The following is a 24915-nucleotide window of genomic DNA, read 5'->3' on the forward strand; positions in this document are numbered from 1 at the left end:
TTTTACCACAAAAATTTACAAAATAATAGATATTTAATTAATTAATTTTTTAATAATTGCAGTTGGATTTTTTCATTAGCGTGTTGCAAATTAACTATCAGTTTTATATGAAGTTAAATAAAAAAAGGACATCACTCTGTAAAATTTAAGATTATTTCAATGTTCAACTAAACTTATCTTTGCTAACCAAGATTATTAACATGTATAAAATGTAAACATTGCAGATATTAAGAAAGGTAAAACAGTATTGATGACAATAAACAGATAACAACTTTGATTAAAAAATTAAATTCACAGCAACTAGTTGTGTATTAATTTCATTAAAATCAAAGTAATATTAAAGATAGATATTTGCCAACCTGTTGGTTGGCAAACAAAAAATTAATTAGCGAGGAGCCCAAAATCCTATCACATTAACGTTGTCTTGCTGTATAACTGCCCTTATTGGCATCTGGTTAAAATCGGTACCTTGTTCAGCTTGTTCTAACACATTAATTTTACTTTCACCGACTAAATGTAAATAAATATTTTTACTACTTAATATGATAGGCAGTGTTAGAGTGATACGGTCAAGTGGTGCCGTTAAGGGTGTCATACCAATCACTTTTCGATTTGAGTGCATATCCAAGCCCAATTTTAAATTATCAGCTCCCGGAAACAGCGAGGCAGTATGACCATCTTCACCCATTCCCAAAATCAAAACATCAAAAGGCATCGGTACTTTATCTAAAAGCTGTTCTGTAACTTCAGCACCATCAAACGGATTATCACAACTATTTTTTAAACCAACAAAATTTGCAAGTTTTGCTTTATTTTGTAATAAATAAGTCATGACTAATTTTTCATTACTGGCATCATCCGTATCATCGACCCATCTATCATCAACCAAAGTGATATAAACGCGATTCCATGCTAAGTCTTGTTGACTGAGCAAAGTAAATAAAGGAATTGGCGTTTTACCACCCGAAACCGCAATAGATGCATGGCCTTTTTGTTCAATAGCCTGCTTAAGATTATTCACTATACGAGCAGTAAGTTCTTCATTTAAAACCTGACTATTTGCATATCTATTAAGTGTAAACATATTGATGTTCCTTTATTCAAATTCGTGCCAAGAATGCCCATCTTTTGTAATTAAAGCAACAGAAGCAACCGGTCCCCAAGTACCAGCTTGGTAAGTTTTCGGCGGCTCTTTTTCTGAATTCCAAGCACTAATAATAGAGTCTACCCATTTCCAAGCCGCTTCTACTTCATCACGATGAACAAACAATGCTTGGCGACCTCGCATTACTTCAAGCAATAGTCGTTCATAAGCATCGGCACTATGCTGTTGAAAAGCCTCATTAAAGCTTAAATCAAGTTTAGTCGTTTGTAAATTATGTGTGCTATCTAAACCCGGTACTTTGTTCAGAATTTCAATGTCCAAGCCTTCATCAGGTTGCAAGCGAATGGTTAATTTATTTTGTGGTAATGCAGGATAGGATTCACTAAATATATTCAAAGGCAATGATTTAAAATAAACCACGACTTCCGCACATTTGCTCGCTAAGCGTTTACCTGTACGTAAATAGAAAGGCACACCAGCCCAACGCCAATTGTCAATATCAACTCGAATAGCAACGAATGTTTCTGTGCTGCTTTCTTTATTAGCGCCATCTTCTTCTAGATAACCCGGTACGTTTATTCCATTAACAAATCCTGATGTATATTGACCACGAACAACTTTATCATGAAGGTTTGTCTTATCAATAGGTCTTAGCGCATTGAGCACCGCTATTTTTTCATTACGCAAACTTTCATCTTTCAAATTAGCCGGTGGAGACATCGCAATCATTGTCAAAATTTGTAACAAATGATTTTGAACCATATCACGCATTTGACCAGCTTTATCAAAGTAACCCCATCGACCTTCAATGCCAACTTGTTCAGCAACGGTAATTTCGACATGATCGATAGAATTACGGTTCCATAAAGAGGCAAAAACCGGATTAGCAAAACGTAAAGCTAAAAGGTTTAAAACCGATTCTTTTCCTAAATAATGGTCGATACGATAAACCTGCGATTCATCGAAAAATTGTGCAACAGAATCATTAATATCACGAGATGATTGCAAATCCGTACCAAGGGGTTTTTCCATTACAATTCGATTGTGTTTTTGGTTTAATCCAGCGTGCGCTAAACCTTTACAAATTGTACCGAAAGTCCCCGGATGCATTGCAAAATAAAAAATTGCTGTACGATTCTGCTCGAGTTTATTTTTTAAATCGTTGAAACCAGCGATATCATTAACATCTAACTTATGAAAATTAAGACGTTGGCTAAATCGTTGCCAAATATCTTCATCTAATGGTTCTGACATAAATGTTGTAAGTGCTTCTTTAGCCACTTCACTGTAAGCAGATTTATCCCAATCTGCACGACCAACCCCTAATATTTTGGTTTCTTCAGGCAGTTTTCCATACTTTTCTAATTGATATAAAGATGGTAATAATTTACGCCTTGTCAAATCCCCTTTAGCGCCAAAAATGACTAAATTGCAAACTGGGACATCAGACATGGTTTTCTCCTAACTAAAATGATATCAATATGTTTTATTCTATTATGTTGAGTTGTCAGTGTCACCCAGTTAATGCTATAAATCATAACAATAGGCATTTGCCTAATTTAATCTAACACAAAAACAAAAAGGTCACCGTCTGGGTGACCTTTTGTTAGAAGCATTATTGGATGATACACCAATGCGTGAATCTAAACGCGCACAAAGTCCATATGAACTAATTTAGGCTTGAATGGATGACGTTGTACAGCTTGTACTTTTGCTTTAACCGCTTTACCGTCAACTTCAATAGTGAGCACTTCAGAATAAAATTCTGGTTTTTCTTGCATATTGAAAATATGGTTGTGATCAAGCACAACAGATATTGCAGGTTCAGTTCCACCATAAATAATAGCTGGGAATTGACCAGCGTGACGCAGGCGGCGGCTCGCACCCTTACCATGCTCTTTTCTAACTTCTGCTTTTAATGTAAACATGTTTATTTCTCTATGTTATTTAAATAAAAAACCAATTACAGGCGACCCAGTAGTTGGTTATGAAATTGGCGCTTTAAAAAGCTTGAGGATTATAAAGCGTTATGCTTGTAAACGCAAACAATTAATCAATTGGTCAATAGAATTGATTGCGTTTAAACATAACTCGCTATGCAATATTAGACCAATTTAATTTTAAAGCCATATGACGTTTTTTGTGTTGGTGATAATTTAAATGTTTGATTAATACACGCACTTTCAACACACACCATCTTTTTATATTCTTGGTCATCAAAATCAGCCATCGCTTTAGCTTTATCTGTCCATGGATTCCATGTAACAACATCACTAGCATTAATGTTTGTGAGCTCAATTGTTCGACTAGTATCATTTATGGTTAGGGTGTTTTCAGCATGGGTATAAATACGATCGACTTCTTGATTAAAGGTTAATTGTCCATTAATTGTTGGTTTATTTTCAACAGACAAACGATCTTGATAAGTATTACCTAACCCTTTAACAGTCACATCATCGATATCACTAATACCAAAATAAGTATGTAATGCACTTGTTGCCTCAAAATCACCTTGACAACTTAATGTAACTTCACAGCTCTTGCCGACATGAATCGTTAACCAAATTTTAAAAGGTTTGGCAAAATAGGATTCAGTTTGGGGATTATTCGTTAATGACAAGATGATATCGACACCATTAGCATCTTCCTTGCATGAGTCTAACGTCCATTCAACAATACGTGCAAAACCGTGTGAAGGATTACCTAATTGCCCAAACCAAGGCCAACAAATGGGTACACCGCCACGAATAGCCGTTCCTTTTTTAAAAAAGGTTTTTTCACTTAACCAAATAACTGGGGACGTTTCGGTTGAAGGTTGCCAAAATAATAAATGCGCACCTTGTAGTGATATCGCTGCCGTGCATGTTTTATGGTTAACCGTTAAAATGGGTAATTCACCAAAATGCGATTGTTTTACTGAAGGGCTTATTGACGCTGCTGACAAACCATTATCCAAGATATCGTTAACAATACTCATACTTTCTCCTACAAAAAATAGTCTAACCGATAATTAATATCGAAAATTAATCGTGATTGTACGCTCTTTACACGAAATTTAAAAATACCAAAATAGTAAAAAAAGCTTTTTTTCATGAATTGAAGTAAAATAGTGCAACATTTATATAACCATTCATCAACCGCTATTAAGTTTCAGGATAGGCAGATGTTTTCATATAAAATTCCACTTAGCTTATATATACATATGCCTTGGTGTGTACAAAAATGTCCTTATTGTGATTTCAATTCTCATACCATCAAAAAAACACCTGATTATCGTGCTTATATTGATCATTTGATTAAAGATTTACAGCAAGATATAGCACTTTGTCCTGAACGCTCGATCCATTCGATTTTTATCGGTGGTGGTACGCCAAGTTTATTTTCAGCCGAATTGATTGATCATCTGTTAACCAAAATTAATGAACTAATTCCAATTGAAAAACAGGCCGAAATCACCATCGAAGCTAATCCAAATTCTGTTGATGCAGAAAGATTTACAGGCTATCAACAAGCAGGAATAAATCGTATTTCAATTGGAGTTCAAAGTTTTCAAACTGATAAACTCATCAGATTAGGACGCGTTCACAATCCCCAAGAAGCAATCAATGCCGGGAAATTAGCACATAAACTAAAATTGGACAGTTTTAATTTAGATCTAATGCATGGACTTCCCAATCAAAGTTTAGATGATGCCTTGTTTGATCTTAAACAAGCCATAGCCATTAATCCTCCCCATTTATCTTGGTATCAATTAACCATTGAGCCTAATACACTTTTTGGATCTAAACCACCTGTCCTTCCTGATGATGATAAACTTTGGGAAATTTATCAAGTTGGACACCAATTGTTAACTCAACATGGTTATCAACAATATGAAACGTCGGCTTATGCAAAACCGGAATTGAAATGCCAGCATAATTTAAATTATTGGCGATTTGGTGACTATTTAGGGATTGGGTGTGGTGCACATGGTAAAATAACCCAACCTAATGGGGACATTATTCGTACCGTAAAAACACGTCATCCCAAAGGGTATCTCGAAGGGCGTTATATCGAAAAATTTTATACCGTACCAAAGGAAGATCTTGCATTCGAATTTTTTATGAATCGTTTTAGATTATTTGAAGCAACACCTAAAATTGAATTTGAGCAACGGACTTTTTTACCTTTACAAACAATTGACAGGCAAATTAATTTAGCAATTGAAAAAAATTACCTTACTGAGGATAAAGAATATTGGAAAATAACTGAACAAGGAAAATTATTTTTAAATTCTTTACTTGAGATTTTTTTATAATTACTTAGTTGATTTATAATAATTATTTTGAATTTTACGCAAATTTAACATTATAAATACAAACATTTTAGAAAAAAATTTACATCGAGTTACATACATTTACTAAAAAATAGTGCATAATATATCCGACAATGTATTTATTTCATTGTTTTCCTATTCCTTATGTTTTCCCAATAACCTAGTTATTGGGACTTTTTTTATCTGCCACCCACATTAAAAAAGTTTACGATATTTAATTAACTTTGGAATTGAAAATAAATCTTTCTAATTCTGTTAAGGTAGAGGTGCCTTCCATTGGACCTTTTTGTGAAACGGCTAATGCACCACTTGCATTTGCATATTGCAAAGCTTTTTCAACACTAAATCCCGCAAGCATTAAACTGACAAATGTTGCTGCAAAACAATCTCCTGCGCCTGTTGGATCGATTGATTGCGTTGTAAAACTATCGACATGAATCTTTTTAATCGTATTTTGTTCATCATAACCATAATAAGTTGACCCCTTCGCTCCACATTTTACAACAATATGTTTGATCCCTTTTTGAAGCAATTTTATTATGGTTTCTTGTTCGTTTTCATTATTATGGTCGGCAAAATAATTCACTTCACTTTCACTAGGTAAAAAGATATCAGTATATTCCATGATATAACCAAAAGATTGCTCCATCTCTTGAATATTAAACATTTCTTTGCGTAAATTTGGGTCGAAAGAGATAGTCCCTCCTTTTCGTTTGATGATATCTAATGCTTTGCGCACTGCATCAATTGCTCGAAACGAATACAACGACGAGCCCATAACATGTAAATGAGTACAATCTTTCAACAAGTTTTCGTTGATATGGTTGAATGAAAGAAGACCGCAGGCACTATTAGGAATATTGAAAATAAAATCTCTTTCATTAGAATTGCGGTATGATACGAAGGCGCTACCCGTATTAGCTTTATTATGAAAAGTGATGCCATCCGTAATGACACCATCTTGTTTAAGCCGATTAACACACATTTTGCCAAAGGTATCTTTACCAACACAGCTAAAAAACACGACCGGAAACCCTAACTTTGCCACTTGGTCAGCAAATATAGCTGGCGCACCACTCGGAAAAGGGCCTATAAATTCGCCTGTTTGATCGAAACGCTGATTTTGTTCCTTTGCTAAAAATTCAACTAGTAGCTCCCCGATAGAACAAATCTTAAAATTCACATTATGCTCCTAATTCATTTTGGTAAATGACACTAAATTTATTTGCGGCAAATTGTTTGAAACTAGAATCTAATAATTGCTGATGATATTCGGTTACAGCCGGTCGGGATAAGATCATCACATCCATATTTTTTAGCTTTCCAATGCTATGATCATCATTATAAACAACACGCTGAGGTAAAATACCAATGATGTGATGAGCTTTTTTGATTAATTGTTGATATATACTGATTTGCTCAGTATCTTCAATTATTATTTGGTTATCATGATTAATGGCGGTTAATTCAACAATAAAATGTGAAATCGAATAATCATTTAAAATTGAATCGCTGATATCATTATGCAAAATATTATTTTTTAATAATACACCACCAGTAAGCACAATATTAGCATCGGTGAACTCTTTCGCTAATTGTGCATTATTAATATCATTCATGATTAATTTTAATGATTTTTTAACATGCAAATAGGGAATAAGCTTTCTTGTAAGTCTGCCATGACTTAAAAAAATGGTATCGCCATCATTAATATAATTTAAGCAATTCTTCACTAAATCAATATCATAAATATCATCAACAGGTAATGAATTATTCGCCGCTACAATATGCGTTTTATTATTTGTACCTTCTGGTGACAAATAAATTGCCCCACCAAAAGAACGCTTTAAATATCCTTGTTGTTCTAAATAGGTTAAATCTTGACGAATAGTAACAGTTGAAACTTGAAGCATGTATGATAACTCTTCAACTTTAATTTCACCTTTTTTTCTTACTATTTCCGCAATATCCAATCTACGTTTCAAAAGGGCTGAAGACACTTTAGCCAATTTTAATGTCCTGTATTACATAAAACGAATTAAGATTAATGATAATAGAATTTATCATACAAGTGGTCAACAATAATTAATAAGTTATGTTTTATCGAAGATACCACATCTTAACATTATCAAAATCACAGGGTTACATGTTAACCATTTAAATTTATCTTTATCAATTTAAATTACTTTTACTGTTGAATAAATGTTCAGTTTTGTGATCCAACTCACGGTAATGACACTGGCATAACTTTCGTTTTGCAATCATAATTTAATAAAAATACTTTCATTTTAAAATTTAGTTCTGGTTGCAAATCAATTTAAGGGGTTGTCATATGTCGATCATTTCAAGTCATAATATGTTAAAAAAAGCACAGCATGAACATTATGCCGTTCCAGCTTTTAACATACATAATTTAGAAACCATGCAAGTTATTGTTGAAACGGTTGCCGAATTACAGTCCCCTGTAATATTAGCCGGTACGCCTGGTACATACTGTTATGCCGGTACAGAAAATATTATTGCCATTGCCGAAGCGCTATCTAAAAAACACAAAGTACCATTAGCCGTCCATCTCGATCATCATGAAGAATATGATGATATCGTTGAAAAAATTAATTCAGGGATACGCTCAGTCATGATTGATGGCTCTCATTTCTCTTTTGAAGAAAATATTGCATTAGTAAAACGCGTTGTTGATTATGCTCACCGCTATGATGTGAGTGTTGAAGCTGAATTAGGTAGGCTTGGTGGCGTTGAAGATGATCTTGTGGTGGATGCTAAAGATGCTTTATATACCAATCCTAAACAAGCAGTTGAATTTATTGAACGAACAGGAATTGATTCACTTGCCATTGCAATTGGGACTGCTCACGGTCTGTATAAATCCGAACCTAAATTAGATTTTGATCGACTTTCTGAAATTCGTTCTATGGTTGATATCCCACTGGTATTACATGGCGCTTCAGGTGTTCCAGACAAAGATGTTCGTGAATGCATTCAACGTGGTATTTGCAAAGTCAATGTTGCAACGGAACTCAAAATCGCCTTTTCTGATGCGCTAAAACACTATTTTATCGAAAATCCAAATGCCAATGATCCTCGACATTACATGAAACCAGCAAAAGCAGCAATGAAAGAAGTGGTTAAAAAAATCATTACAACATGTGGATGTGCCGGTAAACTCTAAGAGGTCAATCCTATGATCTATACTTTAACACTTAATACGGCAATTGATATGAATATCCGTTGCCAAGGTCTTAATCCCAATGCAGTGAATCGTACTTCACATACAGAATATAGTCCCAATGGTAAAGCTGTTAACGTTTCAATTGTTTTGAAAAAATTTAATAAATCGACATGTGCATTGGGCTTTTTTGGTGGATTTTCAGGAAAATATATTATTGATGAACTCACCAAAATGCAGATTGAAATCAAACCTTGTTTTATCGATGATATCACTCGCATTAACGTTTTTATTAATGATGGACAAAATGAATATAAGTTAGTGGGGAAAGGGCCTTTTGTGCCAGATAAAAAGAAAGCTGAAATGCTAAACATCATTGATTCTCTCGATCACAATAGCTATTTAGTCATCAGTGGTAGCCTACCTAAAAACATCGAGCCTGAATATTATCAATCTGTTTTAGATATATGCCAAACCAAAAATATTCAAGTTATTTTAGATATTAGTCATCCTAAACTCGCTCAATTACTTACTTATAAACCGCTATTAATCAAACCCAATAATGATGAACTGAAAGACATTTTTGGATTAGAAACCCAAACAACGGAACAAGTCATTGCATCGTTATCAACGGTACATTCACTTGGTGCTCAAAATATTTTATTAACTATGGGGGAAAAAGGTCTTTACTTTTCAGATGGTCAGCATGTTTGGTTTTGTAATGCCGTACCAATCAATTTGATCAGTTCTGCTTGTGCAGGCGATGCGTCACTTGCTGCATTTCTTAGTGAATGGCTACCAACACAAGAACACGTTGAAAAAGCAATGAAAAAAGCCTCTGCAACAGGGGCTAATGTTGCAGAATCAGATGGATTAGGTCTACTCGATAAAATCAGTACCTATATGGAGAAACTTGTAGTTACCCAAATTAAATAAAGGGGGCGTTATGAAGAAGATACTTGCTGTAACAGGCTGCCCAACCGGTATCGCACATACCTATATGGCAGAAGAAGCGCTAAAATCAGCTGCGCAAAAAGCAGGAATTGAAATTAAAGTAGAAACCAATGGTGCAAGTGGTGTTGATAATGCAATTACCGAAGCTGATATGGCAAATGCCATTGGAGTGATTATTGCGGCAGATAAAGATGTTAATCCTGATCGCTTTAATGGTTTACCTGTTATTGAAGTTCCCGTTAAAGAGGGTATACACAAAGCTGTAGCATTAATAGAGCAGATTACTTCAGGGACGGTTCCTATTCGTAAAGGCGTACAGAATAGTGTTAATAATGCGAGTTTAAACCAAGTGGAAGTCAAAGAATCGATTGGACGCCAGCTCTATAAACACTTAATGAGTGGTGTGTCAAACATGCTGCCTTTCGTTGTCGCTGGTGGTGTACTCATAGCTTTATCATTTTTATGGGGTATTTATTCCGCAGATCCTAATAATGAACAATATAATGAATTTGCAGCAATGCTTAAACAAATCGGTGGAAAAGCATTTGACATTATGGTGCCTATTTTCACCGCTTTTATAGCCCATTCCATTGCAGGTAAGCAAGGGATGGTTGCTGGTTTTGTAGGTGGATTAATGGCTACGGCTACTGGAGCAGGTTTTTTAGGCGGTATTCTCGCTGGATTTGCTGCTGGTTATCTGATGCTGTATCTCAAAAAATGGTTAGATCATCTACCTCGCTCTTTCGAAGGACTGAAATCAATTTTTATTATGCCATTAATCGGTGTATTTGTTATTGGTGCAGGGATGTATTATCTCGGTAAACCCATCGCCATAGCGAATAACACAATGGCTGTATGGCTTGGTTCATTACAACATACTAATCCAATTTTACTCGGTATTGTCATTGGCGCTATGTGTTCCTTTGATTTTGGTGGCCCTATTAATAAAGCAGCTTATGTAACAGGTACTATGTTATTGGGTGAAGGAAATTACTATTTTATGGCTGGGGTTTCAGCTGCTTGCATTGCACCGCCTTTTGTTATCGCCTTTTCGACGACCATTTTCCGTCAAAAAGCCTTTACAGAAGAAGAACGTGCTGCGGGTATTGTCAATTATGTTCTCGGTTCCACACATATTACCGAAGGCGCAATTCCATTTGCGGCAAAAGATCCTTTGCGCGTCATTCCAATCATGATGTTATCGTCTGCCATTGCATCCGTATTGACATTTCTATGCCAGATTCAAGTGCCTGCTCCACATGGCGGCTTTTTAGTACTGCCACTGGTAAATAAACCATTTTTATGGGTAGCTTGCATTTTTATTGGTGCGCTGGTTGGCGCTGTGTTACTGGGTTTACTGCGTATGCATGAGAAAAGAAAATCAAAATCGATAACAATGCGTTAATTAATTAACAATTAGTTAGACATTAAACAATTATTCAGGATAAATTTTAAACAGGAACACCATATGAATAATTTAACCTTATCAATCAATGATATCTCGATTTTAAATGGTAACTATTCCAAACAAGAAGCCATTAAGTTAGTCGCTGAAAGTATGATAGCATCCAATTTAGTCACCAATGACTATACTCAAGCAATGTATGATAGAGATGCGCAAATATCGACTTTTTTAGGTAATGGTATTGCCATTCCTCATGGTACCACCGATAAACGTGATAGCGTATTAAAAACAGGTTTGAAGATTATCTATTTTCCGAAAGGCATTCACTGGGATGAAGATGATAATATTGCTTATGTTGTCGTAGGCATTGCAGCAAAAGCTAATGAGCATCTAAATATACTGCGTCAACTTACTCGAGCGGTGATTGCTGAAAATACCTTAGCACGCATACATGCCGTTCAAACTCCCGAAGAGTTATTGGCTATTTTACAAGGGTAATTAATATTTATCCTCCTATGAGTGTGGATCACCTTAGCTCATAGGAGATAATCACAATCTAGTGGAATTGTGATAACTATTGAGTTCCATAAATTTGCATTTATCAGACTTGCAAATAGTCACTATAACTTGCATCTTTGTAAACATATTTAAATGAATATTGGAAATGAAGACTATTTTCGTTTAAGAATAACTCTCAAATCTTCGTCAATCATTTCAACTGACTCAAAGTGAAATTGTGGTGCGAATGCAAGTTTTTGCAGATTGGGCAATATACACATATTTAACGCATTATGTCCCAATAATTTAGGGGCATAATAGATAACAAGTTCATCCACTAAATCTTGTTCAATTAATGCACCTGCCAGATGAGCGCCAGCTTCAACCCAAACCGTATTCATCTGTTTTTCAGCCAATAGCGAAAATAATTTAGATAAATCTATTTGCTTGCAATGCGTTGGTTCAATAATTATTTTGATATTTGGCTTTTCTATGGGAGTATCGTTTTTTCGTATCACCCATGTTTCACCAGATTGATTAAAAATATTTTCAGTTCCTGTTAACTCATCTTGACTGTCGATAATGACTCGAATTGGTTGTCTAACATCTTCTAATGAATATATTTTTTGTACGTCATCCGGCAATTCATTATATCTAACCGTTAAACTTGCATTATCTGCTTGTACCGTCGCCCGAGTACTTAAAATACAACTGGCTTGAGCACGAAACTGTTGTACATCTTCTCTTGCCTTGTTTGAAGTTATCCACTTGCTTTCACCCGATGCCATGGCAATTTTTCCGTCTAACGAAGCCGCCAGTTTCAGTTGGACAAAAGGTAAGCCTGTGCGCATGCGTTTTAAAAAACCTTTATTAATCGCTTCCGCTTGGTCAGCTAAAATCCCTAGGGTTACCTCAATACCTGCATCTTGTAAACGTTTAATGCCCTTACCTGCAACATTAGGGTTGGGATCTTGCATGGCGATAACGACACGTCTAACCCCTGATTGAATTAATGCATCGGCACAAGGTGGCGTTCGACCAAAATGACTACAAGGCTCTAAAGTAACATAAGCGGTTGCACCTTTTGCTTGTTGTCCCGCCATTTGTAGGGCATAAACTTCTGCATGTGGTTGACCCGCTTTTTGATGATAACCAGTACCAATAACTTGATTATCTTTAACGATGACACACCCGACATTAGGATTAGGCGTTGTCGTGAAACGACCCAGTTTTGCAAGCTCAATCGCTTGATGCATGTAAACGTGATCTTGATCAGAAATTGTTGTCATATTATTAATTATTTTTGTTGTAATTTAGCAATTTCATTACTAAATTGTTCAATATCATCAAAACTAAAATAGACAGAAGCAAAACGAATATAAGCAATTTTGTCTAAATTTTTAAGCTCCTCTATGACATAGTCACCAATTAATTTTGCAGGAACTTCTCGCTCACCCGTTGCTCTCAGTTTAGACTTAATACGTGTAATGGCATCTTCAATAGCATCAAAACTAACAGGACGCTTTTCAAGTGCACGCTTAATGCCATTACGGAGCTTTTCTTCGTTAAATGGTTCACGAACTTTATTGCTTTTGATGACATTAGGCATGATTAATTCAGCAACTTCAAATGTGGTAAAACGTTCATTACACTCCACACATTGACGACGGCGACGGACTTGGTAGCCTTCTCCAACCAAACGAGAATCAATGACTTTAGTATCTTCAGCATTACAAAACGGACAGTACATAAAACATCTCTATAATGACATAATATACATTACAATATCTGAAAATGTTAATTTAAACAAGGTTTACCTTAATAAAGTCAATTTGTTTTTGAAAATTAGCCTGAACACTTAAATATCCAGCCAAACAGACCGTCGCCAATTCAGCGACGGAAAGCGAATTACCAATCTAACTGAATCAAAAAATCACGTAATTTGACAAAATCATCAGGCATATTATGCGAAAGTAACGGCATATCTGCACGCTCAGCTAATGCTTTAGGTAATGGAATGGTTCGCCCCAAAATATCTTCAACCACTTCTTTGAATTTTGCAGGGTGTGCAGTACCTAAAAATAATCCATATTCACCGGTTTGCAGTTGGTCACGAAGCGCACGATAAGCAATAGCGCCATGCGGTTCAGATAAATAACCTTTTTTATCCAGTTCACGAACGGCTTGTTTAGAAACTTCATCGGAAATAGCGGCATGTCCAAGTGTTTTTAAAACCCAACCTTCACGGTGATAAATTTCTTCTATACGTGGCCAGTTATTAGGTTGGCTCACATCCATTGCATTAGATAGCGTGGCAATAGTAGGATGAGGTTCCCATTTGCCCGTCTCTAAATAACGAGGAACGGTATCATTAGCATTAGTCGCGGCTATAAAGCGTTTGATCGGTAACCCCATCGTCTTGGCTAATAATCCGGCAGTTAAGTCACCAAAATTACCACTTGGCACCGAAATGACCAACTGTTCTCGTTGCTTTGACGTGAGCTGGGCATAGGCTTCAAAATAGTAACAAATTTGGGCGAGTAACCGGCTAATATTAATTGAATTTGCTGAATTTAAACCAATTGCTGTCTTTAACTCTTCATCATCAAAGGCTTTTTTAACCAAAGCTTGGCAGGCATCAAAATCACTTTGAATAGCAATAGTATGAATATTATCGCCCAATGTACAAAAGAGTTTTTCTTGTAGAGGGCTGATTTTTCCTTGTGGATATAAAATTACCACCCGAATATTAGGTAGATGATAGAAAGCATGGGCAACGGCAGCACCAGTATCACCCGACGTTGCCGTTAAAATAGTGATTTTATCATCGGCAGCAACTTGAACTAATGCTTGCGCCATAAAGCGCCCACCAAAATCTTTAAAGGCAAGTGTTGGGCCGTGATATAACTCTAAAGTACCAATATCATTTTCAACTGCTGTGACTGGCGCAGGAAATTGAAAGGCATTATTAACTAAACGTTGCATATCTTGATGACTGATTTCATCGCCAATAAATGCGGATAAGATTTTGGCACTTCGCGTTACAAAATCGAGTTTTAATAATGATTCAATTTCGTTTGCAGAAAATTTTGGCAATATTTCTGGAAAAAAAAGCCCTTGGTTTCGTCCTAATCCTTGCTTAACGGCCTGAGCAAAGCTAACTTGCTGAGCGTGATCTTTTAAATTATACAATTTCATGATATTTTCCGATAATCTTTATGCTTTAATTGGTTACACTTTTTGACAACCTTTTTAGCGTTTAGTCAGTCATAAATTAGAATAGGTTTAAGTTTAACTCACGTTTCAAAAATGGATAAACTTAAATTACTCTTGCCCCTTGTTGATCAATTTTACAAATATGCGTAAACCCATCACTATTTTGTAAATAGCGACTTTTAAGAAGTAGTTCGATTTGCTGCGCAGTCTCTAATTTATCCGCAATAACAAACATGGTTGGTCCAGAACCTGAAATGCCTGAAGCTAATGCACCAAGTTGTTTTACACGTTGCTGTGTTTCATCAAAGTTTGGTAACAACTGTTTGCGATAAGGTTCAGCAATATTATCGATCAGCATGGCAGCGGCTAATTTAGATTGCTGGGTATAACAGGCATGCACAAAACCTCCTACATAACGACCATGAGCGACACAATCTGATTTTTGATATTGTGCAGGTAAAATAGCCCGTGCTTCAGCTGTTGAGACTTTGATTCCCGGATAAGCCATAACCCAATACCAATCTTCAAAATGAGGAATAGATTCACTGATTATGCCCATTTCATCTAGAATCAGTTGTATGCCACCTAAATAGCAAGGCGCAACGTTATCATAATGCACACTACCAGAAATTCGTCCTTCCAGTTCACCCATCATTTTAAGCATTTCAATTTGATTAAAAGGTTGACCAAAATACTCATTTAAGGCAACAAACGCACCCACGACTGAACACGCACTTGACCCTAAACCTGAACCAATAGGCATATTTTTTTCAAGTGTGATACTAACCGGTAACGTTTTACCCATTGCTTTACAAAAACGCTGCCAACATTGATATACAATGTTGTATTTAGGGTCTCGTGGCAATTTTTTAACAAACTGACCTTTACTAACCAGTTTAAATTCTGTTGATGATTCAACAGTGATACAATCACCCAGCATCGTTCCACTTATTGGGCTAATCGCTGCACCTAAAATATCAAATCCAACACTGATATTCGCCATTGATGCAGGAGCATAAACTGTTATGGATTGATGTGTCATTTAACCTCCGATTTTTCCTGAAGTTGTACGCAAAATATCGGCAAACACACCCGCTGCAGTGACATCATTACCTGCTCCATAACCTCGCAAGACTAATGGGATTGGCTGATAGTAGCGAGTATAAAATGCTAAAGCATTTTCACCATTTTTAACTTTATAAAGTGGGTCTTCACTATCGACGGCTTCAATTTTAACACTACATTGTCCGCCCTCAATGCTGCCTACATAACGCAATACTTTGCCTTCTTGTATCGCTTTTTCGGATTTTGCTTTAAATTCAGCATCCAGTTGCGGTAATTTTGTCATAAACTTTTCGATACTTCCTTGCGCATATTCTTTGGGTAACACCGATTCCACTTTTATCTGATCTAACTCAAGTTGTAATCCTGCTTCACGGGCTAAGATTAATAGTTTTCGAGCAACATCTGTCCCTGATAAATCATCTCTTGGATCGGGTTCAGTAAAGCCTTTCTCTTTTGCTAGCTTCGTCGCCTCTGATAACGACATGCCTTCATCGAGTTTACCGAAAATAAAAGAAAGCGAACCCGACAAAATACCCGAAAATTTAATGAGTTCATCACCGGCATTGAGTAAATTTTGTAGATTTTCAATAACGGGTAACCCTGCCCCCACATTGGTATCATATTGGAACTTACGTTTACTTTTTTCAGCTTCTTGTCGTAAACGTAAATAATAAGCCATTGAACTGGTATTCGCTTTCTTATTAGGGGTAACCACATGGAAACCATTGGCTAAAAAGTCTGCATATTTATCAGCCACTTCACTACTAGAAGTACAATCAACCAAAATTGGATTGAGAAGACGATTATTTTTAGCAAATTCAATTATGCTTTCTAAGGTATAAGGAATGTCAGATTGTTTAATCTGTTCTCGCCAATTTTTTAGATCAATGCCATCACGATTTAATAAACTGTGTTTAGAATTAAACAGACCGCAGACCCGCAGATCAATCTGTTTATTTTTAAGCCATTTTTGTTGGCGTCCTATCTGATCAACCAGTGCTCCCCCTACACCACCTACACCAACGACAAAGACATCTAACATTTTGTCGGTGCCAAATAGCATTTGATGAGTAACACGCACCCCCATTACGGCGACATCATTATCCACAACAACCGAAATTGAGCGTTCAGATGAACCTTGAGCAATAGCCACAATATTAATATTAGCTCGCGCCAAAGCAGTAAAGAAATTAGCTGATAGACCTCGTAGCGTGCGCATACCATCACCAACCACCGAGATAATAGCAAGCTTATCAATTACTTCAATCGGCTCCAGTAATCCATCTTTTAATTCTAAATAAAATTCATCATTTAATGCTTCTTGAGCTCGATATAATTCTGTTTGAGGAATACAAAAGCTAATACTATATTCAGATGAAGATTGCGTAATGAGTACTACCGAAATACCGGCATAAGACATGGCAGCAAAGACCCGTGCCGACATGCCGACCATTCCTTTCAAACCAGGGCCAGATACATTAATCATAGCCATGTTATTGAGATTAGTTATGCCTTTTACTGGTGTTGTTGAGTCAACGACATTGGCACCGATCAATGTTCCCGGCGCATCAGGATTATTGGTATTTTTGATGAGACAAGGTATTTGGAACTGAGCAATAGGTAAAATAGTTCTTGGATGAAGCACTTTGGCACCAAAATAAGATAGCTCCATGGCTTCTTGATAAGACATAGTCTTGAGTAATTTAGCATCCGGTACAATACGAGGATCACAAGTATAAACGCCATCGACATCCGTCCAAATCTCGCAACAACTAGCTTGTAAACAAGCCGCTAACACGGAAGCGGAATAGTCAGAGCCATTACGCCCAAGCACAACGAGTTCCCCTTTATCATTTCCGGCGGTAAAACCAGGCATCAATATTATATGGTCTTCAGGGATATGCATATCACTAATTCGATGTGTGGATTGAGCAATATCAACCGTTGATTCCAAGTAGTCACCTTCTGCAATTAACATTGCCACTGGATCAATAACCGTGACGAAATGCCCTTTTGCTTTAAGCAGAGCTTGCATAATGGCAATAGAGAGTTTTTCACCTCGACAAATGATAGAAGCATTGATGCTATCGGGGCATTGTCCTAATAAACGAATACCTTCAAGTAGCTGTTTGATATGATTTAACTCATTTAATGCAAAATGTTTCATGGCTTCGTAAGCAAAATTTGGTTGTGCTTTTGAAAGACCTTCTAACAAATCCGCAAAGATTTTTTCCGCTTCATAAAGGTTATTTTTAATATCTTGCCCATCAACCGTTTTCTCAACCATCGCTACTAAATGGTTAGTGATTTTTGCCGGCGCCGATAATACTGTCGCTGTTTGCTCTTGTTTAGCATTATTCTCAATAATTTCTGCTACTCGCAAAAAACGTTCTGCATTAGCGACAGATGTTCCTCCAAATTTTAATACTTTCATATCACACCCACCCTTACTATCCTAAGTTATGTCATTGACCATCCAAAATACCATTGAGCCAAAACGTCTGATAAAAACTCATTGCAGTTAAATAAGATTTTTTTCTTATCTTGCCTGAAGTCGTTTCATCTTATAAGAAATTTTGAACCTCATATCTTCAATACAAAATAAAAACCCGCCTTTTTTGGCGGGTTTTCTTATATTTTTTAGAAAAATATCAACCCGCCCTAGATCGCATAATGGTGCCTAAGGTGATAATAATGCCTGTGATTGTCATTATTATGTTCATGATATTCCCTACTCTGTTTTTATTGCTATACAAAATAAAACAGCCCGACATTTTCATGTCGGGCTGCTATATCAAAATACTTTTTTGCTATTTTCGTATTCATTAACCACTTTGTTCAATGCTTGATATATGCTTTGTGCATCTTGTTTTTTCAATGCTTCATCAAGGATATTTAAATACGATAACATCAATTTTTGATTATCTTCGGCAAACTGGGGTGATACTTCCTGATCTTCATACAACATGACATAAGTTCGCGCAAACCCAAAAATCAAAAAATACACGGCAGCATTTTTTGGATCGTCTTGAATTAATGAGCGCATAGCTTTACGCAGTTTGACATAACTATCTGTGCCCGGCAAACTTGTCGCAAATGTTTTTGTTACTTCAGAGAAAGTCATTGCCATAAACCTTAATCAAAATTATAGGATAAAAGAATAGCAATCCATTAGCTTAAGTGCAAGTCTATTTTGTTTACTAAACTTAATTTTTTACTATTCTAAAAAACAATTAATTTATTTTGTTTTACTCTTTAAATACTGATAATCCTGCTTGAGCTTGAGCCACAGGCATAATTTCAATCGAAGTCACATTAAAATGTGGTGGTGTATTGACTAACCATGAAATGGTATTGGCAATATCGTCAGGTGTAATATAATCCACACCTTTATAAACAGCAGCGGCTTGTTCATTATTACCATGAAATCGCACATTAGAAAATTCAGTTCCGCCACATAATCCCGGTTCAATATTGGTCACTCTAATTTTTTTACCCAGTAGATCTGTTCGTAAATTGGCACTAAATTGTTTTACAAAAGCTTTAGATGCACCGTACACATTACCACCTTTATAGGCATAACTCCCCGCAACCGATCCAAGATTAATGATATAACCAAAATTACGTTCAACCATTCCCGGTAAGATTTGATGAGTTAAATGCACTAACCCAATAATATTTGTTTCAATCATGGTTTCCCAATCGTCATAATTAGCTTGATAGGCAGGTTCCATCCCTAACGCCAAGCCAGCATTATTAATGAGGATATCAATGGGTTGAAATTCTTTAGGAAGTTGTAACAATAGGGATTCTACCGCATCATTTTTGGTCACATCTAAAACCAATGGTAAAAAATTGCACCCCAGTTCGCTGGCAAGACTTTTTAATTTATCTTCTCGCCTAGCAGTTCCGATAACTTTGTAACCATCAGCAATCAACTTACGACACGTTGCTTGACCAAAACCTGAAGATGCCCCTGTCACTAATGCAATATTCATCGTAAATCTCCTTATTGATTAATTTATACCTTTGAGTATAGCCCTGAAAGCGTCAACATGCCTTATCAAAAAATGGCAAAGTAGTCATGTTACACTCATCTAACTTAAGAAATAAGAATAGGAAGTATTCTTTACAGTAACGTGTAAAGAATAAAAAACCCGCTATTTAAGCGGGTTGATCATTAACTTTTCCTTTGGCGGTTTGTTCAGCGGGTTCTTCATCTTTTAATGGAACAATCAAAGTATCAATATGCGTATTATTGATAAGTTGACGAGCGGAAGACATTAATTTACTCCAGAAATCTTGATGATGACCACATACAACAAGATCGACGTTGAATTCATGAATAGCTTCAATCAATACCTGACCAAACTCCCCATTACCTGATAATGTATGAGCAATAGGATAACCAGCATCATCGGCTAATTTATTTAAAGCAATATGGGCATCTTCGGTAATTTTATCCTTCATATCATTCATATTAATATCAACTAAACCTGTGTAAAGATCAGAATAATTAATACCAACATGAATCAATGAGACTTGAGCATTATAAGGTCTTGCCATCGATACCGCTTTTTCAACAAGCACTTCACTTTCAGGTGATAAATCCACTGCGACTAATATATGTTTATAAGCCATTGTTCTTTACTCCTTTCTTTTTTGGCGCTCAGATTAAAAGTAAAATTAATATCTTCTTTTTTACTACTAAATTAATTTTTGAGCAAGCCAAAAAAGTGATCCAGATAGCAAAATTGAAATTGGCAATGTTAAAATCCAAGTTAATGCAATATTTTTTATCGTTTTGCTTTGTACCCCACCACCATCAACAATCATGGTACCGGCAACCGATGAAGAAAGAACCTGTGTTGTTGATACAGGCATTCCTGTATAACTGGCGATACCAATTGATAATGCGGTTGTAATTTGCGCTGACACACCTTGTGCATAAGTCATCCCTTTTTTACCAATCTTTTCACCAATGGTGATTGCAACACGTCGCCAACCAATCATAGTGCCTAATGCCAGTGCTGAGGCAACAGCAATAATAATCCAAACAGGTGCATACTCAACGGTTTTGAGTAAATCATTATTTAAAGATTTTAAATATTGTTTATCTTCGGTGGAAACATTAGGTTGTTTTGCAACATGCGATACGGTATCGGATAAACAAAGTAAAATACGTCTTGCTTGTGAACGTTGATCGACCGTTAATGCTTCATAATCATTAAGTTTATTAAATAATGAATTAGCAATACCGATCGTCATAAATGAACGAGAGTAGTCGCAGTGATATTGATTAATATCGGTTGTTGGAATTGTTGAATCGATAGCTGGTTGATGACCAATTACGCTGGTTAAATCTTTTTGATGTGAAACAAAATACTCTTCAATATTGTGAATTGCATTACGCGTATTAGTGATGTCATAAGTAGATGCACTCATATTCACAATAAAGCCTGCTGGTGCAATTCCCATTAAAACTAACATTAACAAACCAATCCCTTTTTGCCCATCATTCGCACCATGTGAAAAGCTAACACCTGCTGCTGATATAATTAACATGATACGGATCCAAAAAGGAGGTTTCTTTTTACCATAGAGCTTTTCACGCTGTTCTGGCGTCATAAAAATACGTTCTCTTTTTTTACTGCTTTTTTTACTTTGACCTTTACGAGTCCAATATTTACGCAATAAAAATATCATTAAACCCGCAATGATTAACCCAACCAGAGGGGAAACAATTAATGACAGGAAAATTTGAATCATTTTAGGAATATTAAGCGCTTCAATAATTGAAGTATCCATGATAAATGCGTTAGCAAGCGCAACCCCAATAATTGAACCAATTAAGGTGTGCGAACTTGATGCAGGAATACCGACATACCATGTCCCTAAATTCCAAATAATGGCAGCAAATAAAATTGAAAAAACCATTGCCAGTCCATGCGCTGAACTAACATTGAGTAATAAATCGGTTGGTAAAAGGTGAACGATTGCGTAAGCAACACTTAACCCACCCAAAAGTACACCAAAAAAATTAAACACGCCAGCCATAAAAACAGCGAGTTGTTCTTTCAATGCTCTTGTATAAATAACAGTTGCCACAGCATTAGCTGTGTCATGAAATCCATTAATTGCTTCGTAAAAAAGAACAAAAAGCAATGCAAAGACTAATAATATAATTGTTGAAAATTCTAAATCAGCAAATAGATGAAACATAATATATCTTTCTGTAGTTAATGGCGGCTCTATTATCCTTGAGAATAAGGCAATGAGCAAAATAATTTTTATATTTTTCGCTTCGCATAACGAGCGGCTAAAAAGGCACAAATCATCAATTGAATTTGGTGAAAAATCATTAAAGGTAAAATCATTATTCCCATAATCGAGATAGGAAAAATAACACTTGCCATAGGAATACCACTAGCAAGACTCTTTTTTGACCCACAAAATACAATGGTGATTTCATCTTCTTTATTAAAGCCCAATAATCTTGCGCTATAAGTAGTGAACAATAATACAAGAATTAATAATAAAATAGAAAAAAAGATGACACTAAATAGCGATAACACGCCAACTTGAGACCAAATTCCATTTACGACAGCGTCACTAAATGCCACATAAACCACTAAAAGAATAGATAAACGATCCGTTTTAGAAATGATATTTTTATATTTGTCTACCCATTTGCCAATATACCGTCTGGATAAATGACCAATAATAAAGGGTAACATTAATTTGAGCATAATTGAGCTAATGGCATCCATGATATTCATGGATGCAACAGCCTGTGTATGCATCAATAAACCAACTAATACAGGCGTGATAAAGACACCTAATAAAGTGGATGCTGAAGCACTACAAATGGCCGCAGCGACATTACCTTTTGCAATTGATGTGAAAGCTATAGCGGATTGAACGGTGGCAGGTAGAACGCAAAGGTAGACAAATCCTAAATAAAGATTTTCAGAGAGGAAAGTTGGCACCAATAATTGCATCATGACGCCCAAAATCGGAAAAACCACAAAAGTGGTGATAAAAATCAGCAAATGTAATCGCCAATTTTTAATGCCAACAACGATTGCTTGAAAAGAAAGTTTTGCACCATGCATAAAAAACAGTAAACCAATGGCGAAGGTGGTCAAATGTTCGAATGCAGTTTTGGTTTCACCTTTACAAGGAAACAAGCTAGCAGTCAGCACAACGCAAATCAGAATTAATAAAAATGGATCTATCTTAAAACGTTGTAATATATTCATAATTAACAGTTTACACGTTAAAAAAATCGCCACAATTGTGGCGATATAGTTACAAATAAAAAAATACTATTCTAAAAAGCTACGTAACACGTCTGAACGGCTAGGATGACGCAATTTACGCAGTGCTTTGGCTTCAATTTGACGAATACGTTCACGTGTTACATCAAACTGTTTACCAACTTCTTCAAGCGTATGATCGGTATTCATATCAATACCAAACCGCATACGTAAAACTTTTGCTTCACGTGGGGTTAATCCAGAAAGAATATCACGTGTTGCGCTACGTAAACTTTCAGATGTTGCCGCATCTAATGGTTGCTCAAGAGCCGTATCCTCGATAAAGTCCCCTAAATGTGAATCTTCATCATCACCGACTGGGGTTTCCATTGAGATTGGTTCTTTGGCAATCTTAAGTACTTTACGTATTTTGTCTTCAGGCATTTGCATGCGCTCTGACAACTCTTCTGGCGTAGGTTCACGACCGATTTCTTGTAACATTTGACGTGAAATACGATTCAATTTATTAATCGTTTCAATCATATGTACTGGAATACGGATAGTTCTTGCCTGATCCGCAATCGAACGAGTAATCGCTTGTCTGATCCACCAAGTTGCATAGGTTGAAAATTTATAACCACGACGATATTCAAACTTATCAACTGCTTTCATCAAACCAATATTACCTTCTTGGATAAGATCTAAGAACTGTAAACCACGGTTTGTATATTTTTTAGCAATAGAAATCACTAAACGTAAGTTTGCTTCAACCATTTCTTTCTTGGCACGACGAGCTTTTGCCTCACCAATAGACATACGACGATTAATATCTTTAATCTGTTCGATAGAAAGATTAGTTTCCGTTTCAATTTTTTGAAGCGATTCAATTTGTGCAGCAACTTGCTCTTCAAACTCTTTTAAATTAGCGGCAAAAGCCCCTTTTGAGCTTGATGCTTTAGTAAACCAGTTCATGTTATTTTCATTACCCGTAAAATAGGTCATAAACTGTTTTTTCGGCATTTTACTTTGTTCGACACAAATCTTCATAATGACACGTTCATGTGCTCTTACACGATCCATCATGCTTCGCATATTGTTGACTAGAATGTCGAACTGTTTACCAACTAAACGAAATTGCTTAAATATTTCAGATAAATTTTCGATCTCTTTTTGTGCTTTTTTGTGAGCTCGTCCGTATTTTTTGATCGCTTCTGATGTTTTATCGTGTTGCTCTTTTAATTCAGCAAATTTAGCACGTGCAACTTCAGGATCGATAGAGACATCATCGTCTGCTGAAGAATCGCTATCTTCATCTTCGCTTTCATCATCACTGTCATCAAGTTCGATGTCAGCTTCACTATCTTCCAAATCTTCAGGAAGTGCATCACCTGATCCTTCAGCATTAGGATCAACAAAACCAGTGATTAGGTCGGATAATCGTACCTCACCACTTTCGGTTAAATTATATTGTTCTAAAAGATATGTAATTGCTTCTGGATATTCTGATACCGACGTTTGAACTTGGTTAATCCCATCTTCAATACGTTTGGCTATATCAATTTCGCCTTCACGAGTTAGTAGTTCAACTGCCCCCATTTCACGCATATACATACGGACGGGATCGGTTGTTCTACCAATTTCTGACTCAACATTTGATAATACCAATGCCGTTGCTGCTTCAACGGCTTCTTCATCAGGGACATTATCTGAAAGTAATAAATCATCAGAATCTGGGGCTTCTTCAAGCACTTGAATCCCCATGTCATTAATCATTTGGATTATATCTTCAATCTGATCTGAATCAATAATCTCTTCAGGCAAGTGATCGTTGACATCAGCATAGGTTAAATATCCTAACTCCTTACCTCGAATGATTAGGAGTTTAAGCTGTGATTGAGAATTTTGCTCCATAAA

Annotated in this window: 22 protein-coding genes; 5 read left to right on the forward strand and 17 right to left on the reverse strand. The window is 36.1% G+C overall.

What is annotated here, in order from left to right; translation table 11 throughout:
* Window positions 1-385 precede the first annotated feature (385 nt).
* The 4 genes from pgl to ACGH6R_RS04935 form a co-directional block, all read right to left on the reverse strand.
* Window positions 386-1084: a 6-phosphogluconolactonase gene (pgl, locus tag ACGH6R_RS04920; RefSeq protein ID WP_267352348.1), complete on the reverse strand. Its 699-nt coding sequence runs from the start codon at window positions 1082-1084 to the stop codon at window positions 386-388.
* A gap of 12 nt (window positions 1085-1096) precedes the next feature.
* Window positions 1097-2557, reverse strand: coding sequence for a glucose-6-phosphate dehydrogenase (gene zwf, locus ACGH6R_RS04925; RefSeq protein WP_267352349.1), 1461 nt, complete (start codon window positions 2555-2557; stop codon window positions 1097-1099).
* A 191-nt stretch (window positions 2558-2748) separates the two neighbouring features.
* Window positions 2749-3033, reverse strand: coding sequence for a 50S ribosomal protein L25 (gene rplY / locus ACGH6R_RS04930; protein WP_065558900.1), 285 nt, complete (start codon window positions 3031-3033; stop codon window positions 2749-2751).
* A gap of 176 nt (window positions 3034-3209) precedes the next feature.
* On the reverse strand, window positions 3210-4082 hold the full coding sequence (locus tag ACGH6R_RS04935; protein WP_411599054.1) for a D-hexose-6-phosphate mutarotase: 873 nt from the start codon (window positions 4080-4082) through the stop codon (window positions 3210-3212).
* A 186-nt stretch (window positions 4083-4268) separates the two neighbouring features.
* Between ACGH6R_RS04935 and hemW the strand changes: the two genes are divergently transcribed.
* Window positions 4269-5402, forward strand: coding sequence for a radical SAM family heme chaperone HemW (gene hemW / locus ACGH6R_RS04940; protein ID WP_267352351.1), 1134 nt, complete (start codon window positions 4269-4271; stop codon window positions 5400-5402).
* 232 nt (window positions 5403-5634) lie between these two features.
* Here hemW and ACGH6R_RS04945 read toward each other — a convergent pair whose 3' ends face one another.
* Entirely contained in the window at window positions 5635-6603 is a 969-nt protein-coding gene (locus ACGH6R_RS04945; RefSeq protein ID WP_267361424.1) for a sugar kinase, read from the reverse strand.
* A gap of 1 nt (window position 6604) precedes the next feature.
* Window positions 6605-7420, reverse strand: a complete 816-nt coding sequence (locus ACGH6R_RS04950; protein ID WP_411599116.1) for a DeoR/GlpR family DNA-binding transcription regulator — start codon at window positions 7418-7420, stop codon at window positions 6605-6607.
* Window positions 7421-7752: 332 nt separating this feature from the next.
* On the opposite strand from ACGH6R_RS04950, the gene ACGH6R_RS04955 reads away from it, so the two are divergent.
* From ACGH6R_RS04955 to ACGH6R_RS04970, 4 genes are all read left to right on the forward strand, one after another.
* On the forward strand, window positions 7753-8607 hold the full coding sequence (locus tag ACGH6R_RS04955) for a tagatose bisphosphate family class II aldolase (protein WP_411599055.1): 855 nt from the start codon (window positions 7753-7755) through the stop codon (window positions 8605-8607).
* Window positions 8608-8619: 12 nt separating this feature from the next.
* Window positions 8620-9540, forward strand: a complete 921-nt coding sequence (locus ACGH6R_RS04960; protein ID WP_267352354.1) for a 1-phosphofructokinase family hexose kinase — start codon at window positions 8620-8622, stop codon at window positions 9538-9540.
* A gap of 10 nt (window positions 9541-9550) precedes the next feature.
* Window positions 9551-10963 carry a PTS fructose transporter subunit IIC gene (locus tag ACGH6R_RS04965; RefSeq protein WP_411599056.1) on the forward strand — a complete coding sequence of 471 codons (1413 nt, stop codon included), beginning with the start codon at window positions 9551-9553 and terminating at the stop codon, window positions 10961-10963.
* A gap of 63 nt (window positions 10964-11026) precedes the next feature.
* A complete protein-coding gene (locus ACGH6R_RS04970) occupies window positions 11027-11461 on the forward strand; it encodes a PTS sugar transporter subunit IIA (protein WP_267361416.1) in 435 nt (144 codons plus the stop codon).
* A 173-nt stretch (window positions 11462-11634) separates the two neighbouring features.
* On the opposite strand, the gene ribD is transcribed toward ACGH6R_RS04970, so the two are convergent.
* From ribD to rpoD, 11 genes are all read right to left on the reverse strand, one after another.
* A complete protein-coding gene (gene ribD / locus ACGH6R_RS04975) occupies window positions 11635-12750 on the reverse strand; it encodes a bifunctional diaminohydroxyphosphoribosylaminopyrimidine deaminase/5-amino-6-(5-phosphoribosylamino)uracil reductase RibD (RefSeq protein WP_411599057.1) in 1116 nt (371 codons plus the stop codon).
* Between the two features lie 8 nt (window positions 12751-12758).
* A complete protein-coding gene (nrdR, locus tag ACGH6R_RS04980) occupies window positions 12759-13211 on the reverse strand; it encodes a transcriptional regulator NrdR (RefSeq protein ID WP_065558910.1) in 453 nt (150 codons plus the stop codon).
* A 158-nt stretch (window positions 13212-13369) separates the two neighbouring features.
* Window positions 13370-14659: a threonine synthase gene (gene thrC / locus ACGH6R_RS04985; protein ID WP_411599058.1), complete on the reverse strand. Its 1290-nt coding sequence runs from the start codon at window positions 14657-14659 to the stop codon at window positions 13370-13372.
* Between the two features lie 121 nt (window positions 14660-14780).
* Window positions 14781-15719: a homoserine kinase gene (thrB, locus tag ACGH6R_RS04990; protein ID WP_411599059.1), complete on the reverse strand. Its 939-nt coding sequence runs from the start codon at window positions 15717-15719 to the stop codon at window positions 14781-14783.
* Window positions 15720-18176 (reverse strand): bifunctional aspartate kinase/homoserine dehydrogenase I, encoded by a 2457-nt coding sequence (gene thrA, locus ACGH6R_RS04995; protein ID WP_411599060.1) that lies wholly within the window; start codon window positions 18174-18176, stop codon window positions 15720-15722.
* Window positions 18177-18536: 360 nt separating this feature from the next.
* The gene (locus tag ACGH6R_RS05000; protein WP_065558914.1) at window positions 18537-18866 is read right to left on the reverse strand and encodes a hypothetical protein; all 330 of its coding nucleotides are present in this window, start codon (window positions 18864-18866) and stop codon (window positions 18537-18539) included.
* A 124-nt stretch (window positions 18867-18990) separates the two neighbouring features.
* Complete coding sequence (locus ACGH6R_RS05005; RefSeq protein WP_267380884.1) at window positions 18991-19740, reverse strand: SDR family oxidoreductase; 750 nt, start codon at window positions 19738-19740, stop codon at window positions 18991-18993.
* 166 nt (window positions 19741-19906) lie between these two features.
* The gene (uspA, locus tag ACGH6R_RS05010) at window positions 19907-20383 is read right to left on the reverse strand and encodes a universal stress protein UspA (RefSeq protein ID WP_065558916.1); all 477 of its coding nucleotides are present in this window, start codon (window positions 20381-20383) and stop codon (window positions 19907-19909) included.
* A 66-nt stretch (window positions 20384-20449) separates the two neighbouring features.
* Complete coding sequence (pitA, locus tag ACGH6R_RS05015; RefSeq protein ID WP_267352362.1) at window positions 20450-21964, reverse strand: inorganic phosphate transporter PitA; 1515 nt, start codon at window positions 21962-21964, stop codon at window positions 20450-20452.
* Between the two features lie 68 nt (window positions 21965-22032).
* Complete coding sequence (locus ACGH6R_RS05020; protein WP_411599061.1) at window positions 22033-23004, reverse strand: bile acid:sodium symporter family protein; 972 nt, start codon at window positions 23002-23004, stop codon at window positions 22033-22035.
* 66 nt (window positions 23005-23070) lie between these two features.
* Complete coding sequence (gene rpoD, locus ACGH6R_RS05025) at window positions 23071-24912, reverse strand: RNA polymerase sigma factor RpoD (protein ID WP_267352364.1); 1842 nt, start codon at window positions 24910-24912, stop codon at window positions 23071-23073.
* Window positions 24913-24915 lie beyond the last annotated feature (3 nt).

It is taken from the genome of Gilliamella sp. CG13 (genome assembly GCF_046635805.1).
GTDB lineage: Bacteria > Pseudomonadota > Gammaproteobacteria > Enterobacterales > Orbaceae > Gilliamella > Gilliamella apicola_I.

What these genes read in the sequence shown, in the direction of transcription:
- pgl (WP_267352348.1), bottom strand. Translation starts at nt 1,084, where the DNA reads ATGTTTACACTTAATAGATATGCAAATAGTCAGGTTTTAAATGAAGAA.
- ribD (WP_411599057.1), bottom strand. Translation starts at nt 12,750, where the DNA reads ATGACAACAATTTCTGATCAAGATCACGTTTACATGCATCAAGCGATT.
- ACGH6R_RS04965 (WP_411599056.1), top strand. Translation starts at nt 9,551, where the DNA reads ATGAAGAAGATACTTGCTGTAACAGGCTGCCCAACCGGTATCGCACAT.
- ACGH6R_RS04955 (WP_411599055.1), top strand. Translation starts at nt 7,753, where the DNA reads ATGTCGATCATTTCAAGTCATAATATGTTAAAAAAAGCACAGCATGAA.
- rplY (WP_065558900.1), bottom strand. Translation starts at nt 3,033, where the DNA reads ATGTTTACATTAAAAGCAGAAGTTAGAAAAGAGCATGGTAAGGGTGCG.
- thrB (WP_411599059.1), bottom strand. Translation starts at nt 15,719, where the DNA reads ATGACACATCAATCCATAACAGTTTATGCTCCTGCATCAATGGCGAAT.
- thrC (WP_411599058.1), bottom strand. Translation starts at nt 14,659, where the DNA reads ATGAAATTGTATAATTTAAAAGATCACGCTCAGCAAGTTAGCTTTGCT.
- thrA (WP_411599060.1), bottom strand. Translation starts at nt 18,176, where the DNA reads ATGAAAGTATTAAAATTTGGAGGAACATCTGTCGCTAATGCAGAACGT.
- zwf (WP_267352349.1), bottom strand. Translation starts at nt 2,557, where the DNA reads ATGTCTGATGTCCCAGTTTGCAATTTAGTCATTTTTGGCGCTAAAGGG.
- uspA (WP_065558916.1), bottom strand. Translation starts at nt 20,383, where the DNA reads ATGGCTTATAAACATATATTAGTCGCAGTGGATTTATCACCTGAAAGT.
- ACGH6R_RS05000 (WP_065558914.1), bottom strand. Translation starts at nt 18,866, where the DNA reads ATGACTTTCTCTGAAGTAACAAAAACATTTGCGACAAGTTTGCCGGGC.
- hemW (WP_267352351.1), top strand. Translation starts at nt 4,269, where the DNA reads ATGTTTTCATATAAAATTCCACTTAGCTTATATATACATATGCCTTGG.
- pitA (WP_267352362.1), bottom strand. Translation starts at nt 21,964, where the DNA reads ATGTTTCATCTATTTGCTGATTTAGAATTTTCAACAATTATATTATTA.
- ACGH6R_RS04970 (WP_267361416.1), top strand. Translation starts at nt 11,027, where the DNA reads ATGAATAATTTAACCTTATCAATCAATGATATCTCGATTTTAAATGGT.
- ACGH6R_RS05020 (WP_411599061.1), bottom strand. Translation starts at nt 23,004, where the DNA reads ATGAATATATTACAACGTTTTAAGATAGATCCATTTTTATTAATTCTG.
- ACGH6R_RS04935 (WP_411599054.1), bottom strand. Translation starts at nt 4,082, where the DNA reads ATGAGTATTGTTAACGATATCTTGGATAATGGTTTGTCAGCAGCGTCA.
- nrdR (WP_065558910.1), bottom strand. Translation starts at nt 13,211, where the DNA reads ATGTACTGTCCGTTTTGTAATGCTGAAGATACTAAAGTCATTGATTCT.
- rpoD (WP_267352364.1), bottom strand. Translation starts at nt 24,912, where the DNA reads ATGGAGCAAAATTCTCAATCACAGCTTAAACTCCTAATCATTCGAGGT.
- ACGH6R_RS04960 (WP_267352354.1), top strand. Translation starts at nt 8,620, where the DNA reads ATGATCTATACTTTAACACTTAATACGGCAATTGATATGAATATCCGT.
- ACGH6R_RS05005 (WP_267380884.1), bottom strand. Translation starts at nt 19,740, where the DNA reads ATGAATATTGCATTAGTGACAGGGGCATCTTCAGGTTTTGGTCAAGCA.